Genomic DNA, 17,684 nt, shown 5'->3' with positions numbered 1-17,684 from the left:
TACGCAATCAGTGAATCTGTAAATAGTCCTGAAGAGAGGAGACTCCAGTGGCGACGCAGTCGAATTCGGTGGAGGACATGAGCAGATCGAAGACCGGAACGGCTGTCAGGAGGGCCGGGGCGAAGCTGGCCGATCTGGTTCGGGCGAATCTGCAGCCCGCCTCCGGCGACTACGTACTCCGTGAACAGGCCGCACAGGCGCGGCTGGCGGCTTCGTCCGGAGAGAAGGGCCCCGACATCGAACGGTTGCGGCTCAGAGGAATGTTGAATTCGGTGCCGCGGCAATGGCCGAGACCCGATTCGGCAGGTACGGCACGGCTGAACGAGTTGCAGGCCGACCTGGCTGCCGTCGGCCGATTGTTTCCCGAGGTGGAAACCGAGATCACGATCTGCTGGCTGACATGTTCTCTACTGGAAGGCGCGTGGCGGGCACGGGCCGAGAAGATCCCGTCCACGGATCGACAAGAATGTGACTGCGCCTTGTGTAGCAGCCTACCGGTGCCGCCCCCACGCAAGAGAGGCGATTACGCCTGGCGGCGTAGTGATAGCCCTCCTCTGGCGGTGAAGACCTGGCCCTACCGTCAGGAACTCGACTCTGTCCTGACCGGCGGGTGGGTATGGGCAAGGAAGCTGAACGACTCCGACCTCGACCTCGGCCTGCGCTGGCGGTACGAGGACGACATCTTGACCTTCCACGAATACAAGCGCGTCATCGCCGCCCTGGACACCGGCGCAGCCACCCGCCGCGTTCGAGATCAGCTGGCCACGCAGTTCAGCGTGAACGGCGCGCGCTCCCTGGTAAGTGGCCTGTTCGCCGACTACAAGCGCCGCGTCGATGAGCACTGGCTGCGCCGGCATGCCAACGGCGAGCTCACGCTCGACCCGTTCAACCCGCTCGCCAAGGCCGACTACGGGTTGCTGCAACTGATGGATTGTCTGTTCTGGCACGTCTCCCCCGACAGCGAGCTATGGCGAGAAGAACACCTCGCCGCACTCGTTCTGGCCCGCGTCATGGACGACATGACCGACGTGCGCGCCGACGCGGTCACCGGAGAAATCAGCAATTTCTGGCTCAGTGCCATGTCCGCCCACGACAAGACGCTGCACGCGGCATGCGTCATCGCCTCGATCAAATACGGTTGTACGCCCGAAGCCCACGGTCTGATGTGGAACACCTGGCTGCCTCTGACCAACATCGTGTGGATGGGCCTGACAGGCCGCCACGCTCTGTGGTTCGACGGCATCGTCGCGCCCCGATCTCACGACGATTGCCTATTGTGCAAGCTGCGTCCCAACGCATGCACCGGCCTGCTGGCCGACACCGTCGACCTCGCCTTCGGACCCCAGCCGGCCGTCGACGTCCTCTCCGACCACGCCGCTGAACTCGCCGACCGCTGCTACCGCGAGAACCCCGTGACTTGGCCGCTGTTCTGCAAAGAACTGGCCGCCTTCGAAGCCCTTCACGGGCCTTGGCACGGCAACACCGACACCACCTGGGAGATCCTGTCCCGCACCTACATCACCGCAGTGACCGCCACTCTGACGCGTGACCAAACCCGCCCACGCTGTATCCAGACCGACTCCGCAGCCGTCGGAGCGGAGCTGTTCCACAACCTCCACCAAATCCCCACCGGCAAGGAAGACACCGCTCTGCTCGCCTACATGTTCGGCTGCGCCCATCCACACTTCCTCTGGAACTGCCTCGGCCATGCCCGCACGCTCGTGGAAGGTGACTGGCTCGACGGGTGAGATACCGAGACGCAATCAGGCCAATCTCCATAGCGCTTGGTGCCGGTCGAGCCACGAATCCACTCCCACGCTCACTACAGCCTTCCTACCGGAAAGGGTCCGTTTCACCTTCGGGATACGCTGCGGAGAACGGGTTCTCGGGGCCGGATCGATGGTCGACGTGGCGTGTGGACAGTGTATGGAACTGCAAGCTTCCCGCGACCCAGGCCAGGAGATCGTCGACCGAGCGGTCCAGACGCCGACGATGATCGTCCGGCAGTCCGACCGCGTCCTCGTAGTCCCTGATCCGATCGGCCAACAGCCTTATGGCGTACATGCGCTCGTTGGTCATGCGGGTGGCCTCGGCCAGCGCGGTGGGCCGGTCGTGGTCGTAGGTGCGCTCCAGGACGAGCACGAGGTTGTGGACGTCGCCTCGTTGTTCTTCACGTTCCAGCGACAGCAGGTCGTTGGCCCAGCAGATGTGGTCTGCGGCCAGCCCGCGCAGCGCCGACAGTGGCCCGGCATAGTAGAGCTCGGCGGGCAGGCAGGCGGTGCCCAGCCCCTCGGTGAGTATCAGGGCCAGGTAGGTCGCTCCGGCGGTCGCCCGGTTGGCGATGTAGTCGTCCAGCAGCGGTGCGCGCCCGGCGCGGCGGTTGGCGGCTTCCCAACCCATGCTGTCCGCGCACCGGGTCCAGATACCGGCCACACGGGACCGCCATTCGTCCGGCATCCCGGTTCGGGTCCGCTGCCACAGGTCCGCGAACGATTCGGCGAACGGGCCGGCACCGCGTCCGGCGGCCGGGTCGTCCTGGGCGAGAACGTTGGTGATCGGTGCCAGCGCCGCGGCGATCTCCGGTTCGGACAGGGTCTCCACTCTGTCGTCGACGATATTCATCCACATGATCCATTGCGCCGCCAGTGCCAAATCACCCGCGCCGCAGTACACCCGGCCGGCGAACTCTGCCACATTCCACGCCGCAGCCCGCGACACCTGGGCATGGGTGCGCGCCGGTCCCGCGGTCTGCGCCCAGGCCACGGCGGCATCCTGCGCTCGCTGTCTGTTCTCCCGGCTGGCACACCGCGCGGCAATCGGACACAGCAACCCAGCCACGGGGCCCACTTCTCCCGTCGGTTGTCGATGTGTCATGTGCGCGATCCCTTCAGGGGCATGTCAATTGCAAGGACGAGAGGCGTCTTCCGGGTAGGCCCGATCGTTGCCGGTCTTTCCGGGTTGTGCTTCCACCAGGCTTCCGACGCCGATCGCGAACAGGATGCCGGACCACCATTGTTCCATCACCAGAAAAATGAGCGCGGTGACGAATTCCGTGCTGAATCGTGAGCGATGGGCGGCGTCCAGGACGACAGCGTGATGCTTGCAGTACGACCGGTCCATATGAGAAAGGAACTCCGTCGCGGTGATCGACCTCCGGAACAACAGCATCGGAACGATCAGCTGATATTCCAGAGCCGCTGTGGGGAAGACACCGCTCTCGACTGCGTCCGCCACCGCCGTGTGAATCTCGATTTCACCGCAGTGCCGTGCCCCCGCAATTGTGCAGTCGTAACGTATAGTGCGGCGCGGCACGGTGATTCGCGCGGCGGTAACCGGTGTCGTGGGTCGTAGGTCCTCGGAATAGCAGTCCGCGAACTGACAGGATCTGTAGAGGTCGAGGCTTCGCGTGTACGCGCGTGCTTCGGCGGCGATCGAGTAATAGCGCCAGATGTCGTGTCGGTGGTTGGCCATGCCCCACACACAGGTCGACATGGTGAGCGCGGAGGCCGAGAAGCGCTCCGGCGCGATATCAGCCGACGGCGTGAGCTGCGCATTGAGCATCCACACCGAGCGTTCATAGCACTGCAGGAGGTCGGAACCGGCGATTGATCCTCTGGTCAGCGCCAAGACGCTCTGGGCGCACTCACCGTTGCGTAGGTCGGGGCCGATATCGATCCAGTCGTTCACCACTCCGGCGACCATCAAATCGTCACGGCCCACGGTGCCGGGACGGAAAGACAGATAGTGACCGAATAGCGCGGAGTCGCAGGCCTTGTAGTCGCGCCACAGATCCCGGTTGTCGAATACCCACGCCGTCATTCCGGTGGTGGGACGCGTGCGCAGCGCAGCCTCGCTTCGGCGCTTGCGGTCGAAGTACGCCATGTTGCACAGCATGTGTGCCTTCCTGGCGCGCAATTCCGGCGGTAGGCCCGGCATTTCCCACATGCACGCCAGGTCGCGAAGAACGTCATTGCGCTGATCGCCGCCGATCGTGTCCAGGTTGTATTCGAGATAGAACCCGTAGATCAAGGTGCACAGGTAATCCTGACGCCAGTCGCCGTACTCGCCGGTACTGAGGCCGCCGAGCCAGGCGCCGCAGGCGAACGTCGGGGCTCCCGCAGTCCCCTGCAGTCCGTACTCCTCCGACACCCGCTGCCACAATGGGTGCGAGCAGGTATCCAGGCCGGCTGATTTCGTACTGTCCCCGCCGTTGGCTCCGGCCCGGGCACGTTCGACTACCTCCCGGACGATGCCGTCCTCGCCGAAGACAGCGACCGGACGCACCAGCCTGCCATCGGCGGCGTCGGCCCCCGCACCACAGGTGCGAATCGCGTCGATGTGCTCTTGGACCGCGCAACCATTTTCGACGATGTCACTACACTCTCTGGTCCTGGCCTCGAACGTCCGGCCGAAGGCTCGGGGATCGGTGCGCATGACCGTCCTGATTCCCTGCGGGTCGTAGCTGCACTCCGGCGCTTCCGCTGTTACCGCGCCGGACCGGTGCGGCTCTGTCCGCAGCCGGGCGAGATGCTCAGCGAACGGCGATTTCCCGATCGCCGCTCGCGGCCGCAATACGTCCAGCAGAGCGTCGTCGAATCGCGTGTTCGAGTTCTCGCCCACGGCAGCCACCTCGGCGCGCAGTCGCTCGCTCAGCGCCGGCAGGGGTCCTTGGCCGTCATCCCTATTAGGCATCGCTTTTCTCCTGTCACGGCAAGTCGGATCAATGTCACCTTTCCGTGCGGCGGCCCCATGGTGGTCGGTTATCGACCGGCTCGACGTAGGCTCCGGGGGTGTAACGTCGACTGGTCCGCTGATGCCAGGTGTTACAGCCTTGAATGTTGATGCTCAATGCTGTGACATAGCGTTCGGCGGTGTCCTGCCACGGACCGAAGTCGGGCAGGTTCTGTTGCAGGACAACGAATTCCCATAGTACGGAGTCGTGTAACTCGATCGCGGCGTACCAGGCGTCTTCGTAGCAGATCGAGTGTTCGCGGGCGAGTACGGCGACAATGTTGATGACGTCACCGTGGCGGGTGAGTTCGCGGGGAAACGAGTAGAAGTCGTTGTGCAGACCGACCAATTCGCTCACGAGTTCGTGCAGGCGCCGGATGTGCGGGTGGGTAAGGACGGACTCGGGCAGGTTGCGGTAGTCGTGTTGGAGGGCGGTGTATTCGCAGTAAGGGATGACGCCGGCGGTGCGGATGCGCAAAGTGGTGTAGACAGGCAGCGGCGGCGGGGTGTCGGTTTCTTTCCATTTCTTCTCGTCGGCGTACGCGGTGACGAGGTGATCGATGGCGGTGACAAAACGGTCGTAGATACTTTCGGGCACTTCGGCTGCGCGGGCGTCGTCGTAGACGAAGCGGAACTGGCGATAGAAACCGTGCTCGTCCGGTCCGGGAGTGACGCGGCCGCGGAGGCAGTCGCGGATCCGGTCGCCGACAGCGAGCGTCTCGTTGCGGCCGGTGTGGTCGAGGTAGTCGTCGAGGATGGCACCGAAGCAGGTATAGCGGCTGGGTGGCAGCTGTTCGGCGTAGGTGAGGTACGGCATCGAGCACGCGGACAGGTCGGTGAAACGATGACGTTTGTGCCGCGTCCTGTCGGCGGGACCGTTGAACAAGCAGTCCTCGTCGATCCACCGATCCGCTTCCACACGCAGCTGTTCGAGGTAGTCCGGGATGATGTCGGGGAAGGGATATTTCGGCCGGGGAAAGTCGTCGAAGATGTCATACAACTGCGACTCGGACATCCCCCGCTGAGCGTGGGGAGTTCGGCGCGACTGCTGGTGCTGTGGTGAAGGTAGATGGTGACGAGTGCCTGGAGGAATCGAAAGTGATCGCTGCGCGATGGGCTGATCGGTCATACGGCTCCTCTCATCGGCCACATCTTTTTGCAGGATTGCCACACGTGGACCGAAATACGCGACCTCACATGTTCGTCGAGTCCATTATCGCCCGGCAGCTACACGATCCGAGACCGGCCTGCGCATACGGATAATTCCCCTCGCGCATATCGGGCGATCAATGCGCCGCGATCCGAATTGCCGGCGATGCCAGCCGGTCAATACTGAACCAATCTTTGGTGACCTGTGGACCGGGCAGGACGACGGGCGGAATCAGAGCGCATTGTGAACCGCGGTCCGGAGTTCGGCTGCTTTATCCGTTCCCCCGAGGAGGTGGAGTTGTCGTATGAGACGATACAGCTCGCGTTCGATTCGGGCCGAGCGGATTTCGGCGGTGATGGCTAGGGCGTGGTCGGCGACCTCGAGGGCGTGGTCGAGTTCGTCGGTCCGCGCCAGCGCGACGGCCAGCAGGGCCAGGCTGCGGCCGAGGTCGCGGCGGTCTTCCGGGGCCCAGTCGGGCAGCCGGGGCTCGAGGATATCGATGGCCTCCGCCGGGCGGTCCAGCTGGATGAGACAGTCTGCCGCTTCCATGGTGATGTATTCGGTTGTGCAGTGACAGGCGAGATTGCCGCTGCCGTTATCCGGATGTCTTGCATGATGGATCGCGTGGTCGAGAGCCCGGATGCAGTCGTCGGTGTTGCCGAGCCGGGCATGTCCGCGGGCGAGTTGACACAACGCCATCGCGCGCTGCGGGTGTGTCAGTTCCGCCGCCGCACCCAGCGCCGAGCGAGCAAGGTCTACCGCAGCGTGGCCGTTGTCGGCGTCGGCGGCCAGACTGCTTTGTCGCGCACGGACATACGACAGCAGGTGATGGTCGCGAGTCTTCTGAGCGAGACGCGCGGCGCGCGCTGTCCATCGAGCGGCGTCGGGGAGGTTTCCGGCATCTTGATGCAGCCAGCCGAGGAACTCGTCGAAACGGGCCTGTACACCTCTCAGTTCCGCACGGGTACCGGCCTGTCCGGTGCGTTGAAGGTGGTCGATGAACCTCGTCTGCTGGGTGACGATCGGCAGTAACGCACGCGAGCCGGCGAGCCGGTCTGCGAGCACATATTCGTCGAGAGTCGCCAATAGCGAATCGGACAGCCCGGGCTCCGCGACCGAAGTGACGGCGGGTATTTCGGCGCCGTTGCGAAGTTGCAGCGGCTCGGCGACCGGCAGACGCGGTACCGGTTCGTCGAGTTCGAACCACAACAGTTCGGCCGGCACGCCGAGTGTGCGGGCGTAGTGTGTGAGTTTGTCCAGATCGCGAATGCGGTGGCGGCCGTTCTCGATGCGGCTGAGTTGGCTTTGCGTGATGCCGAGCTCGTGCGCGAGCACGGTTTGTGGGACGGGGCGGGATCCATGTGAGGCGTGGCGTCGCCATGCCCGCATGACACCGCCGATATCTTTGTCGCGCAAGGCATGACGAATCTCGCCGCTCCGCCATGCCTCTGCCGGCAGTCGTGGGATTCCCGGCCCGGAGCGTCCACAGGCAGCACAGAGTGAAGTATCGTTGTCGCGCGCCAGCCGAGTTCCACACCGCATACATGCACGAGAATCGCTGTGGGCCGCGGGCCGTCCACCACTGAAGAACAAAGCAGGGTGGTTGGTTCGGATCCCCGATAGGTTCGTCATTCCATAAACCAGCCTTACCGGCCTCCACATCTATCGCAGAGCGCCGCCATTACCGTGGTGGCACGCTCGAGATTCGTCCGGACGACAGTTCAATATTATCCGAGCGGTGAGGCAAAAAACCAACGCTTTACATAACAGATAGGAGTATGCGCAGGACGCATATCCGGCAATACCCTCGAAATCAGAAGAATACCGACCGGCTGCTTATCTACGCCGCGACACCATTTATCCCACCTCGACGTAAGCGGAATCGCGGTCCGTCACGTCTCGTGTAGGACTAGAGGGCCCTGTGCAATGTGATGCGAAGTTCGGCTGCCTGGTCGTGCGCTCCGATGGCGTGGAGTTGCCGGATCAATCGGTAGAGCTGGGTTTCGGTTCGCGTGGAATGGGTTTCGGCGACGATGACCAGGGCGTGCGCTGCGGCCTCGACCGCCCGGTCGGGTTCGCCGGTGGCTGCCAGTGCGATGGCCAGGATTGCCAGGCTCCGGCCGAGGTCGCGCCGGTCTTCCGGTCGCCAGTGCGGCAATCGGGGTTCCAGAGCGTCTATTGCCTGTTCGGGATATCCGATATCGACCAGGCAGCCGGCCGCTTCCATGGCGACATGGTCGGGTGTGCAGTGTTGGGCGGGCTCGGCCGCTTCACCGGGTCGCGTGGCGTGCCGAGCCGCCCGGTCGAGGGCGCTGCGGCAGTCCTCGACGTTACCGAGACGGGCATAGCCGCGGGCGAATTGACACTGTGCCATCGCACGGTGACGGTGCGACAGATCCACCGGAGCTTGCAGTGCTGCCCGGGCCAGGTCGAGCGCCTGGTGCGCATCCCCTGCGTCGACCGCGACACTGCTCTGCCGCAACCGGATGTAGGACAGGAGGTTGTCGTCGCGGGCTTCGCGGGCCAGCGCCGCGGCGCGAGTTGTCCACTCCGCCGCGGCGGGGAGGTTCGCGGAATCCTGGTGTAACCAGCCGAGGAACTCGGCGTATCGAGCGTGCACCGTGCCCAATTCCGAACGGACCGCCGCATCGCCCGATTTCTCGAGCTGGTCGATGAATCGCTCCTGCTGAGCCACTACCGGGAGCAGCGACGACGACCCGGCCAGCCTGTCGGCACGCACGTACTCCTCGAGTGTGGACAGCAGCGACCCGACCAGGATCGGCTCGGGCGCACGAACGGAGGTCGCGATGAGGGCACCGCTGGGTAATCGAAGTCTTTCCGCGGTCGGCGCCGACGGTTGCGGTTGCGCGGTGTCGTCCAGTTCGAACCACAACAACTCGGCGGGGATACCGAGCACCCGCGCATAGTGACTCAGTTTGTCGAGATCACGAACCCGGTTGCGGCCGTTTTCGATTCGGCTGAGCTGGCCCTGCGTGACGCCGAGCGCACCGGCGAGCATCGCCTGCGGAACGGGTCGGCGTCCGTGGTCTTCATGGTGTCGCCACGCACGCAGCACGACGCCGATGTCCTTGCTCTGCAGCGCTTTACGCATCTCGTCGGTCCGCCAGGCCGCCACTGGCAGCTGAGGAACCCGATGCGGCCGGCCGTACACGGCGTAATGCGCGGTGGAACCGTCCTGGACAAGTAGGGGCTCGGCGCGAGCGGTGGAACGACACCCGTTGCCGGACAGGCCTTCTACGCCGCCGTCACGGTCCGGCGTTGCGTCGTTCGCGACGTACCCGATACCCCGGCCTCCCGGGGCGGTCTTGTTCCGGTTCTCACTCGCCGTGAGGTGACCTCGGTTGCCCGCAGTATTGAGTTCACAAGAGTGCACGTTCGTGTAATAGCCCGAATCTATCGAGGAAACCCACGGAGCTGTCGAAACTTTCAGCAAATTCGAGCCGGCGCGGCGGGTTCCGGAGCTACGCCTGAGACCGGACCATCCGGTCGGCCGGGCTGAATCTTCCTTGGAAGAGTCTCAGCACCGATGGCTCATGGGTGAAGGCCAAGCCGCTGGTGATCGTGGACGAAGTCGATGTGTCCGCGGGTGTAGACGCGGCGGCCGGGAATCGTCAGAAGGGCGACAGACGGTTCACGCTGGCCCTCATCGTCGGATGGCTCAGGTCATTGGGAGACACGACCGAGTCGTGCAGAGGGCCGAAAGGTTATGCAGGCGGCGCATGACGATCATGCGTGTGGCTGGGTTCTCCTCGGGCTGCCGACCGCCGATCCTGAGAGTCGATATCTCCATCCATCTCGTCGCGGCTGGGCCAGTGCACGACGTCCCGGATCGATGTGGTTGGTGGTTACCGAGGTGAGGGTCAAGGACGGTGCGACGAAATATCGCAGATAGCAGCACTTTTCGACACCGATGTGGCCGAAGCGCGATGTGGCCGAAGCGGTCCCCGCGCGTGCCCGGCGGTGTGCACCCGGGCTGCGCGACGCCGTTACTGCGCTGCCCGACTGTCGCGGTGTCCAGCCCGACGGCTGTCCGAGCAGCCCACTCCGAGTCCGAACACCTTCTTCTGCAACCAGTTACGCATGAACAGAGAGGGATCTCATACCTATGGCACGCGTGCCGTACCCCGACAACCTGTCCGACAATCCCGAGACCGCGGCGGCACTTGCCGACTTCCCGGCGGTCATCAACATCGTGCGGCTCACGGCCCATGCGGCATCGCTCACTCCCACCTTGCTGGAACTCGCGGCACGCATGATGACGACACTCGACCTGTCCGCGAGACATCGAGAACTTCTGGTCATGCTCGTATCCCACGAAACGCACTGCGACTACGAGTGGATCCAGCACCTTCCTCAAGCCACCGCGGCCGGAGTCGGGGGCGCCGATCTGGACCGGCTGAGCGGCAAGGATCCCTCGCCCTGGCCGGATACCGCCGACGCTGCCCTCATCCGCGCCGGAACCGCGGGCCTGCGCTCCACCGGCTGCGATGCCGACACCATGGCCGACCTGGTTGCCCATTTCGGGGTCCGCCGTGCGATCGAGGCCCTCTACGTCGTCGGGATCGTGCGCATGTTCACTACCGTCATCAATTCCACCGACCCCGAAATCGACGCGGCCGGTGAGCAACTCACGTCCGCCTGGCGAGCCCGATCCCGGCAGGCGGCACGATGACGCCGCGCCCGGCGCTGCGGATCGCGGTGCTCGGTGGCAGCGTGGCCGGTTGCGCGATGGCCTTGGCGGCGCACCGCGCCGGTGCTTCGGTCGTCGTCGCCGAACGCAGCACGCACCGGCTACAGGAACGCGGATACGGGATCGCCATGCCACCCACCACGATCGGAGCACTCGCCGAGTCGGGATTCCTGGACCCGGCAATGCCGAACCATCCCGTGACGCAGCGAATCTGGATCGTTCGCAACCCTCGATCCACCGGTGCGGAACAGGTGCTGTGGCACCAGCCGAGCCCGGTCGCATTGTGCAATTGGGCAATCCTGTGGCAGACACTGCGCGCAGCCATCACCGAGGTCGACTACCGCGCCGGAACCCGGGTCACGGACATCGAGACCATCGACGACGGCTGTGCGGCAATCGTTTACGGCAACAGTGTCACCGAGCAGTTCGACCTCGTGATCGGAGCCGACGGCTACCGTTCCACCGTACGGCCTGCCGTCGTCCCCGGCACCGCACCGCAACCCGTCGACTACGTGTTGTGGCGCGGGACATATCCCGAATCTGCTGTACCGCAGCCGGTTCCCGAACTCGAGAATGCCTATGTCACCGTCGTGTTTCCACACGGCCAGGCCGTGTTCTACCTGATTCCCGACGGCAGGGGCGGCCGAAACTTGAATTGGGCCCTGTACGCGTACCCGCCGACACCCGTCAGCGCTGCCCGCTTCGAACCGGACGGCACAGACCCCGAACACACCGGCTTCGTCGAACGCCTTGCCGCCGAATCGCTCCCGCCGCGATGGGCCGAACTGATCGCCGCGACCCGCACCGTTGCGATACATCCGATTTTCGACCTCACCACCACGCAATACACTCGCGGACCGTTCGTCCTCGCCGGCGACGCCGGCGCCCTGGCCCGACCACACACCGCCAGCGGAGCGGTCAAAGCGCTCGACGACGCGCGATGCTTCCAAGAAGCATTAGGTGCGACCAGCTCACCGACGGCCGCCCTGGCCTTCTACGACCGGCAACGCTGCCCGGCCGGAAACCGGCTGACCCTCCTCGGCCGCCGCATCGGCCGCGATCAGATCGAAACACCACCGCACTGGAGTGACATGAACGCGGCGACGATGCACGCCTTCACCCAGCACACCCTCGACGGCACCACCCACTATCTCTACACCGACACCTCAGTAAGCGAGGTTTGACCACATGCCGAGCCTGAGCCCGCCCACCGTCGCGCTCCCACCCCACCGCGTCTCGACCGACGAACTGATCACCCACTTCCGCCAGAGATATACCGACCACCCGCGTCTGGATCGAGCATTAGCTCTCATGAGGCGAACCGGGGTGGACAACCACTGGGTCAGCCGCCCACTGATCGAACTCTCCGACACCAACGGCCGTCACGACGACCGGGCCCGCCGCCATCACGAGGACGCGCTCGCCCTCAGCGAGACCGCAGCCCGGGGCGCTCTCGACGCCGCGGGTGTCTCGAGCCGCGACGTCGGATGGTTGATCTACGCCGGCGCCGGCGGGCACACCATCCCAGGCATCGACGTCGCGCTCATCGACCGTCTCGGCCTCCCGGAACACACACGCCGCTTGCCGGTCACTCAAATGGGCTGTGCCGGTGGCGCATTCGCCATCGCCCGAGCCACCCAGCTCGCGGCATCGGCACCCGGCGAACACATCCTCATCGTCTGCGCCGACGTCTTCTACCCCTACATCCACCCCGACGACACCGGCACGGACACCATGATCTTCCGCGGACTGATCTCCGACGCCGCGGCCGCCTGCGTCGTCCGCACCGACACCCCCGACGCACCCCGGCTATCGATCACCGACACCTGGGAACGCACCGCGCCCGGCACCAGCGACATCGTCGGCGCCGCAACCCGCACCGACGGCTGGCACCTGTTCAACTCCCCAGCTCTCTACGACACCCTCACCGACGCACTGCCAGAGCTCGTCGAATGGTTCGGCGCCACACCGGAATTCGTGATCAGCCATCCCGGCGGACCACGCATCCTCGACACCCTCGGGAAAGCCCTCGACCCCCGTCTACTCCAGCTCTCCCAGCACAGCCTCCGCGACCTCGGCAACGCCGGCGCAGCCTCCGTCCTCGACGTCGCCGCCCGCTTCTTCACAGACCCACCCACGAACTCCGGGGAGGGCCTCATCTTCGGCGTCGGCCCCGGCCTCACCCTCGTCGCCTGCCGCTGCCACTGGCACACCAACTGACCACACCGCGCACGAGCATGCATGACGCCGTGGACGAACGGGCAGCCACAACGGGTCTCGATGAACCGGACCACGTCGGCGTACGTCCGACCTGTTCTGGGTATCGCGAACAAGCAAGCGGCCGACCTGTTCGGGCTCAAGGGCGGCGGCTACCGATCCGCAGTGCCGCACAGCCACGAAGTGAACCTCTGGCCCAGAGTGCACGCCGCAGCCATGGCAACCATACGAGCGCCGACGCCGCACGTTCCGGACTGGCTCGATAATCTGCGCCGCGACCACAATGAGACATTGATGCCTATCCGGACGCGAAGCGCCGCAGCGATTCTCAACGCGTGTACGAACTGGCGGACCGGAGAAGTCCGTCGACCTGGTCGTTGGGACACACGCGGAAATGACCACCGCCGGAAGACAAGCCGGACCCTGGAGAGACCGGCGGCTGGCCCGGGTTACGAGTCGCTCGGGTTGGAGGAACTGTCGACCTTCGCCCGCAGCTCGGCGAGTTCCTCAGGAGTGAAGTTGAGGACGAGCATCGTCTGCCACGGGTGCGACCGGTTGTCGATCCACGCCCCGGCCTTGGTCTGGCGCAGCATGACCTCCCGGAATCGGACTTGATCGGCCGCCGACATGCTCGGCGCGGCGGCTTCGTAGTCGCGCATCTTCTCAGCGCGGATGGTGTTGGCCCACCCGATCTGCGGAGGCGTGCCGGTCAACTCCGGCCATCCAGCGGCCTGGGCCGCGGCGATGCTGGCTTCGTTGGTGCTGTCGTGCGCGCTCATGGAACCGATGGTGCGGCAGCGCACCGACAAACGACACGAAACAACCGGAGAACCGTTGCGACGTGGGCGTTACTAGCGGACAAACCCACCGACCGAGCGGGCGGAGGCGTGAACTTGTCCGGCCACTTCGTGGACTCGCGCCGACGACCTCGCCGACCGGCTCGACCGCGCGGCGGCGCGGCAGACGCGCACCACCCTGCCCCACCGATACCCGGACGCTGACCGACATTCCCGTCAAGGGTGAGGGTTTCCCCTCATATCCTGTACTCAATGTAAGGCTGTGACCAGTGGGTTCGCTAGTAGGAGTACAGGAAATCCCCGAGAGCGCCTGCTTTACTCAATCCGTTAACCGGTTGAGTCTCCACTTGTTGATAGGCAGCGGGACGACGCTCCTGAGCGTCGAGAAGGGCCCGATGAGGTTCACCCCGGATGGTGGACAGGGGCTTACAGATTTTCAGGCGGCAGCGGTTCGAAGTGAACGCTCGTAGTTGTCGGGGCTTTGGTTCCCGATCGCGGAGTGCCGCCGGGTAGTGTTGTAGTAGTTCATCCACTTGTCAACCGAGACAACGAGTTCGGTCTTCGTCGCGTAGGTGTGCCGGTAGTAGTGCTCGTGTTTGAAACTTGACCACAGCGATTCGGAAGGGCTGTTGTCCCAGCATATTCCGGTCGCTCCCATCGACCGGCGCAGCCCGTGCCGCCGGCAGGCTTGCGCGGTCAGATGCGCGGTGAACTCCCCGCCGCGATCCGAGTGCAGGATCGTGCCCTGGGCTCGGCCGCCGCGCACCGCGACCGCGGCATCGATGGCTTCGGTGACCATATCGGCGCCGATATGATCGGCCAGGCTGTAGCCGAGCACCTTGCGGGTGTGGCCGTCACGGATAGCGCAGAGGAACAGATCCCCGTGACCACAGGTCAGGTAGGTGATATCGGTCGTCCAGACAGCGTCGGGGCGGCCCTGGTCGAAGCAGCGCTTCACCAGATCCGGCGGGAACGACGCCGCCGGATCGGCCACGGTGGTGCGCACTTTGAACGTTCGGGGACTGATCCCTTCGAGCCCGGCGGAGGCCATGATCTTGGCGACGGTCTTGGCTGAGACCCGTTCGCCCTGATCGCGTAGCTCACCGGTGATACGCGGTGATCCGTAGGTGCCGTGCGATTCGCGATGCACCGTGGCGATCTTCGTTTCCAGATCCGCACGCCGCTGCTGCCGGTCGGTGAGAACCGTTGCCGCCCTGCGCTTCACATACGCGTAGTAGCCCGACTTCGACACCTGCAGCAGTCGTGCCATGCGGCGAATCGAAAACCGGTGCCCTGCAGGCTGATCAGTACCAGCAACGCCGGTGACAGTGTCGGGGCCGGCGTACTCGGCCATCAGATCGAACCGGGCCGGTTCGTCTGCATCGCGGCAAAGTACGCCGACGCTTTTTTCAGGAACGCGATGTCTTTGTCCTGGTCAGCGACCTGCCTTCGCAGTCGCTGCAACTCGGCTCGCTCCGCCGCATCGAGGGGTTTTTCACCATGAATCTCGGCGGCAGCGATCCTGCGCCGCTCGTCTTTGACCCACGTCCCCAGCAGACTCTCGTGAATGCCCAGTTCCCGGGCAACTTCGGCGACCGTGCGACCGGAATCGATCACACGATGCGCAGCCTCGACCTTGTACTCGGCCGTGAACGACCGGCGCTTACGAGGAGGCATGCAGACATCCTTTCAACAGGATCAGTGATCCTGTCAACTCGGTGTCCACAACCCGGGGTGAACCTCACGAACCCGCTGTGTCACCAGCAGATTCGGGCCCTCGGCACCGCACTCGATCAGCTGATCAGGCCAAGGATCGAGTGCAGCAGCTGCACCACCGGCTCGGCGGTCAGCACGATCATCGGGCCGGTGGTGTCGTTTCCAGCCTCATGAGGCCAGAACCTTGTCACCACGACTACCGCGCTGATCAGGGTGCGGAGCCACGATAAGCGCTCCTTCCACCGGGCGACAACCACGAAAGCACCACGGCGGCAGGCGCATTCACCCCGCATACCGCCCCATTCTGCCGTCACCGCGGCATCACCACCGAATTGGGATAGTTACAGTACCGTCGACCCCGGCTTCAGTGTCGAGCTACGAGGTCCCACCACCACGCGATGGAGGGCGATACGGGGATGAGGCGCCCGTCGGTGGGGTGGTCGGTGTAGTCGAAGGCGGGGCCGGGTCCGGTGCTGTAGCGCGGTGTCTCGCGTTGGAAGTCGAGATTTCCTCGGATCTTGTTGGACAACTGGGTGAGGTATCGCCGCAATTGCTGGCTGGCGGTGGGCCAGCACTGGTCGCGGAGTGTGAGGAAGAGAGTCATGACGCGGTCCAGCATTGCGGCGGCGTCGGCCATGGCGTCTCGAGGTGTGCGGTGGTGGGCAGTTTGCAGGAGATAGACGAGGTCGGACTCGGGGGCGTCTTGCTGGACTTCGCGGTGGTAGGAGCCGATGTCGTTGTAACAGGTCTCGAGGATATGCGCGGCTCCTGTCAATGCTCTGACGTGTGGGAGGTCGCGCTCGGCCGTCGGCAGTTCGGTGCCTTCGCTGATTTCGATCATCGTGGTGGTGAGTGCGCTGGCGCGGTCCAGCGGCCCGATGATCATGTGGTCATCGACGGATCGGACACGGCCGGCAGAGCGGTCACTGACCGAGCATGCGCTGCCCAGCAGCCAGACGTAGTGGCAACTGAGCCAGTGCTGGAACAGAGTTGGCGAGGTGGTGGCGCTGCGGTAGCGGGTTACGAGATCGGTGAGTGCGGTGGAGAAGGGTTCGCCGTCAGCGGTCTCGGGGTGGACCGCGGAGTGGAGTACGCGACACATCAGTGGGTTGCACTCAGCGGGTACGCGTGCAATAGACCCATCGTCGATGTACTGGTCGTCGAAGAGGAAGGCCCAGCATGCCCAGCATGCCTGGATCACTGTTCGTCCGAGGTCGCCGTCGGGAGCGACACGGCTGGCCCAGCTACCAGAGCGGGTGGCAACGCCGCGCCGGCGAATTTCCGGGGCGAACTCGAAGTTGTTCAGCCATTCGATGACGGCGGTTTCGATCTGCGACTGCTGGGGATGGACGCGGGGCTCAATGGGGCACCAGATGGGTGGAATGGTGACCTCTGGAGCTGCCGCGCGAGTTGTCATGGTACGGCCCCATGGGCCGACCGATGTGGGAAGCGTGCGGTGAGATTCATGCGCACCATTTCGGTCATGGCGAAGGTGTCGCCCACGCATTTGCGAGGACCTGCGATGAACGGTAGATACGCGTGGGACGGAGGCTGGGCGTTGTCCCGCCGGTCGGGGTCGAATGCCTCGGGGTCGGGGTACACGTCGCTGCGGTGGTGGATGAGGTAGGGGCTAACATCGACTCCACCGCCGCGTGCGAGGTAATTTCCGAGTCTCTGCCGCAACATCTAGGACCTGTCCCTCGCGCCAGGATCCGACCACCTCATCGATATGCTTGGCCATCGCCAGTTCGTAGTAGCGGAAGCGGTCGCGATGAAACGCCGGCTGAATCGCACGCCGTTGCCGTCGGTGTTCACTGTAGGGACACGAGCCGACTCCGTTTCCCAGCACCTCCCGGGCCCGGTCGAACGTCGGGCCGCCTTTGTCGAATATCCGGTCCTCCCGAAGTACCTTCCACGTGAGCTCGGGAGTACATACAAGTACGGCCTCGGTCGCTCCGATTCGTAGTCGGACCAGGTCCTCCTGGGTGGACAGCGACCGTAGGAAAGCCAACGGATCACGCAGCAGTGGCAGCACATGACCGACCAGCGGTAGCCCTCCCGGAGCTGCGGATATATGTGAAACAGATGAACCAGTCATCGAAAATTATCCGCTCCATGAAGCCTCGAACGCGAGCACCCCGGCAGCCCACACCTTTCTTCGAAAGTGCTGGCGCCGACGCCTCAGCAGATGGGGTCGTCACCGTTATCGTCGACCACAGCTCCGCTGCGGAGAACACCGCAAGACGAATATTCGACATTCGCCCCGTACATATGTCGGCGGCGCACCATCTCTTCGATCATGTCGCTCGGCTTGCGGATTCAGATGGCGATGTTCGGGTTGTGCTGACGGCAATGCCGCAGA

General features: G+C 64.5%; 16 protein-coding genes. 4 read left to right on the top strand and 12 right to left on the bottom strand.

What is annotated here, in order from left to right; all coding sequences use genetic code 11:
- The first annotated feature begins 47 nt into the window (after positions 1-47).
- The gene (locus ACFMRZ_RS02735; RefSeq protein WP_400177752.1) at positions 48-1,748 is read left to right on the top strand and encodes a hypothetical protein; all 1,701 of its coding nucleotides are present in this window, start codon (positions 48-50) and stop codon (positions 1,746-1,748) included.
- Positions 1,749-1,833: 85 nt separating this feature from the next.
- Here ACFMRZ_RS02735 and ACFMRZ_RS02730 read toward each other — a convergent pair whose 3' ends face one another.
- The 5 genes from ACFMRZ_RS02730 to ACFMRZ_RS02710 form a co-directional block, all read right to left on the bottom strand.
- Positions 1,834-2,763 carry a terpene synthase family protein gene (locus ACFMRZ_RS02730; RefSeq protein WP_400177751.1) on the bottom strand — a complete coding sequence of 310 codons (930 nt, stop codon included), beginning with the start codon at positions 2,761-2,763 and terminating at the stop codon, positions 1,834-1,836.
- 135 nt (positions 2,764-2,898) lie between these two features.
- Positions 2,899-4,620, bottom strand: coding sequence for a hypothetical protein (locus ACFMRZ_RS02725; protein ID WP_400177750.1), 1,722 nt, complete (start codon positions 4,618-4,620; stop codon positions 2,899-2,901).
- A 106-nt stretch (positions 4,621-4,726) separates the two neighbouring features.
- Positions 4,727-5,902 (bottom strand): hypothetical protein, encoded by a 1,176-nt coding sequence (locus ACFMRZ_RS02720; protein WP_400177749.1) that lies wholly within the window; start codon positions 5,900-5,902, stop codon positions 4,727-4,729.
- Positions 5,903-6,112: 210 nt separating this feature from the next.
- Positions 6,113-7,297, bottom strand: a complete 1,185-nt coding sequence (locus ACFMRZ_RS02715) for a helix-turn-helix domain-containing protein (protein ID WP_400177748.1) — start codon at positions 7,295-7,297, stop codon at positions 6,113-6,115.
- A gap of 493 nt (positions 7,298-7,790) precedes the next feature.
- Entirely contained in the window at positions 7,791-8,993 is a 1,203-nt protein-coding gene (locus ACFMRZ_RS02710; RefSeq protein WP_400177747.1) for a helix-turn-helix domain-containing protein, read from the bottom strand.
- Positions 8,994-10,007: 1,014 nt separating this feature from the next.
- Between ACFMRZ_RS02710 and ACFMRZ_RS02705 the strand changes: the two genes are divergently transcribed.
- Genes ACFMRZ_RS02705 through ACFMRZ_RS02695 form a run of 3 tightly spaced genes read left to right on the top strand, consistent with a single transcriptional unit; the run spans position 10,008 to position 12,812 of the window.
- Positions 10,008-10,574 carry a carboxymuconolactone decarboxylase family protein gene (locus tag ACFMRZ_RS02705; protein ID WP_400177746.1) on the top strand — a complete coding sequence of 189 codons (567 nt, stop codon included), beginning with the start codon at positions 10,008-10,010 and terminating at the stop codon, positions 10,572-10,574.
- Positions 10,571-11,776: an FAD-dependent monooxygenase gene (locus ACFMRZ_RS02700; protein WP_400177745.1), complete on the top strand. Its 1,206-nt coding sequence runs from the start codon at positions 10,571-10,573 to the stop codon at positions 11,774-11,776. The genes ACFMRZ_RS02705 and ACFMRZ_RS02700 overlap by 4 nt, the downstream gene beginning before the upstream one ends.
- Before the next feature lie 4 nt (positions 11,777-11,780).
- The gene (locus ACFMRZ_RS02695; protein ID WP_400177744.1) at positions 11,781-12,812 is read left to right on the top strand and encodes a hypothetical protein; all 1,032 of its coding nucleotides are present in this window, start codon (positions 11,781-11,783) and stop codon (positions 12,810-12,812) included.
- 446 nt (positions 12,813-13,258) lie between these two features.
- Here the strand turns inward: ACFMRZ_RS02695 and ACFMRZ_RS02690 are convergent, their stop codons facing one another.
- The 7 genes from ACFMRZ_RS02690 to ACFMRZ_RS02660 all read right to left on the bottom strand — a co-directional run bounded on the left by ACFMRZ_RS02690 (position 13,259) and on the right by ACFMRZ_RS02660 (position 17,420).
- On the bottom strand, positions 13,259-13,588 hold the full coding sequence (locus tag ACFMRZ_RS02690; RefSeq protein WP_400177743.1) for a hypothetical protein: 330 nt from the start codon (positions 13,586-13,588) through the stop codon (positions 13,259-13,261).
- A 454-nt stretch (positions 13,589-14,042) separates the two neighbouring features.
- Positions 14,043-14,960 carry an IS3 family transposase gene (locus tag ACFMRZ_RS02685; RefSeq protein WP_400177742.1) on the bottom strand — a complete coding sequence of 306 codons (918 nt, stop codon included), beginning with the start codon at positions 14,958-14,960 and terminating at the stop codon, positions 14,043-14,045.
- On the bottom strand, positions 14,960-15,283 hold the full coding sequence (locus ACFMRZ_RS02680; RefSeq protein WP_280330709.1) for a transposase: 324 nt from the start codon (positions 15,281-15,283) through the stop codon (positions 14,960-14,962). Before ACFMRZ_RS02680 ends, ACFMRZ_RS02685 begins: the two co-directional genes overlap by 1 nt.
- Before the next feature lie 116 nt (positions 15,284-15,399).
- The gene (locus tag ACFMRZ_RS02675; protein ID WP_400177741.1) at positions 15,400-15,579 is read right to left on the bottom strand and encodes a hypothetical protein; all 180 of its coding nucleotides are present in this window, start codon (positions 15,577-15,579) and stop codon (positions 15,400-15,402) included.
- 107 nt (positions 15,580-15,686) lie between these two features.
- Positions 15,687-16,739 (bottom strand): hypothetical protein, encoded by a 1,053-nt coding sequence (locus ACFMRZ_RS02670; protein WP_400177740.1) that lies wholly within the window; start codon positions 16,737-16,739, stop codon positions 15,687-15,689.
- Entirely contained in the window at positions 16,736-17,008 is a 273-nt protein-coding gene (locus ACFMRZ_RS02665; protein ID WP_400177739.1) for a cytochrome P450, read from the bottom strand. The genes ACFMRZ_RS02670 and ACFMRZ_RS02665 overlap by 4 nt, the downstream gene beginning before the upstream one ends.
- Positions 16,953-17,420, bottom strand: coding sequence for a cytochrome P450 (locus ACFMRZ_RS02660; protein ID WP_400177738.1), 468 nt, complete (start codon positions 17,418-17,420; stop codon positions 16,953-16,955). The genes ACFMRZ_RS02665 and ACFMRZ_RS02660 overlap by 56 nt, the downstream gene beginning before the upstream one ends.
- Positions 17,421-17,684: the final 264 nt, after the last annotated feature.

The sequence above is a fragment of the Nocardia sp. N2S4-5 genome (genome assembly GCF_044628355.1).
GTDB classification, from domain to species: Bacteria; Actinomycetota; Actinomycetes; order Mycobacteriales; family Mycobacteriaceae; genus Nocardia; species Nocardia wallacei_B.
The sequence above is the reverse complement of the archived record's forward strand: the minus strand, read 5'-3'. Positions and strand labels throughout refer to the sequence as shown.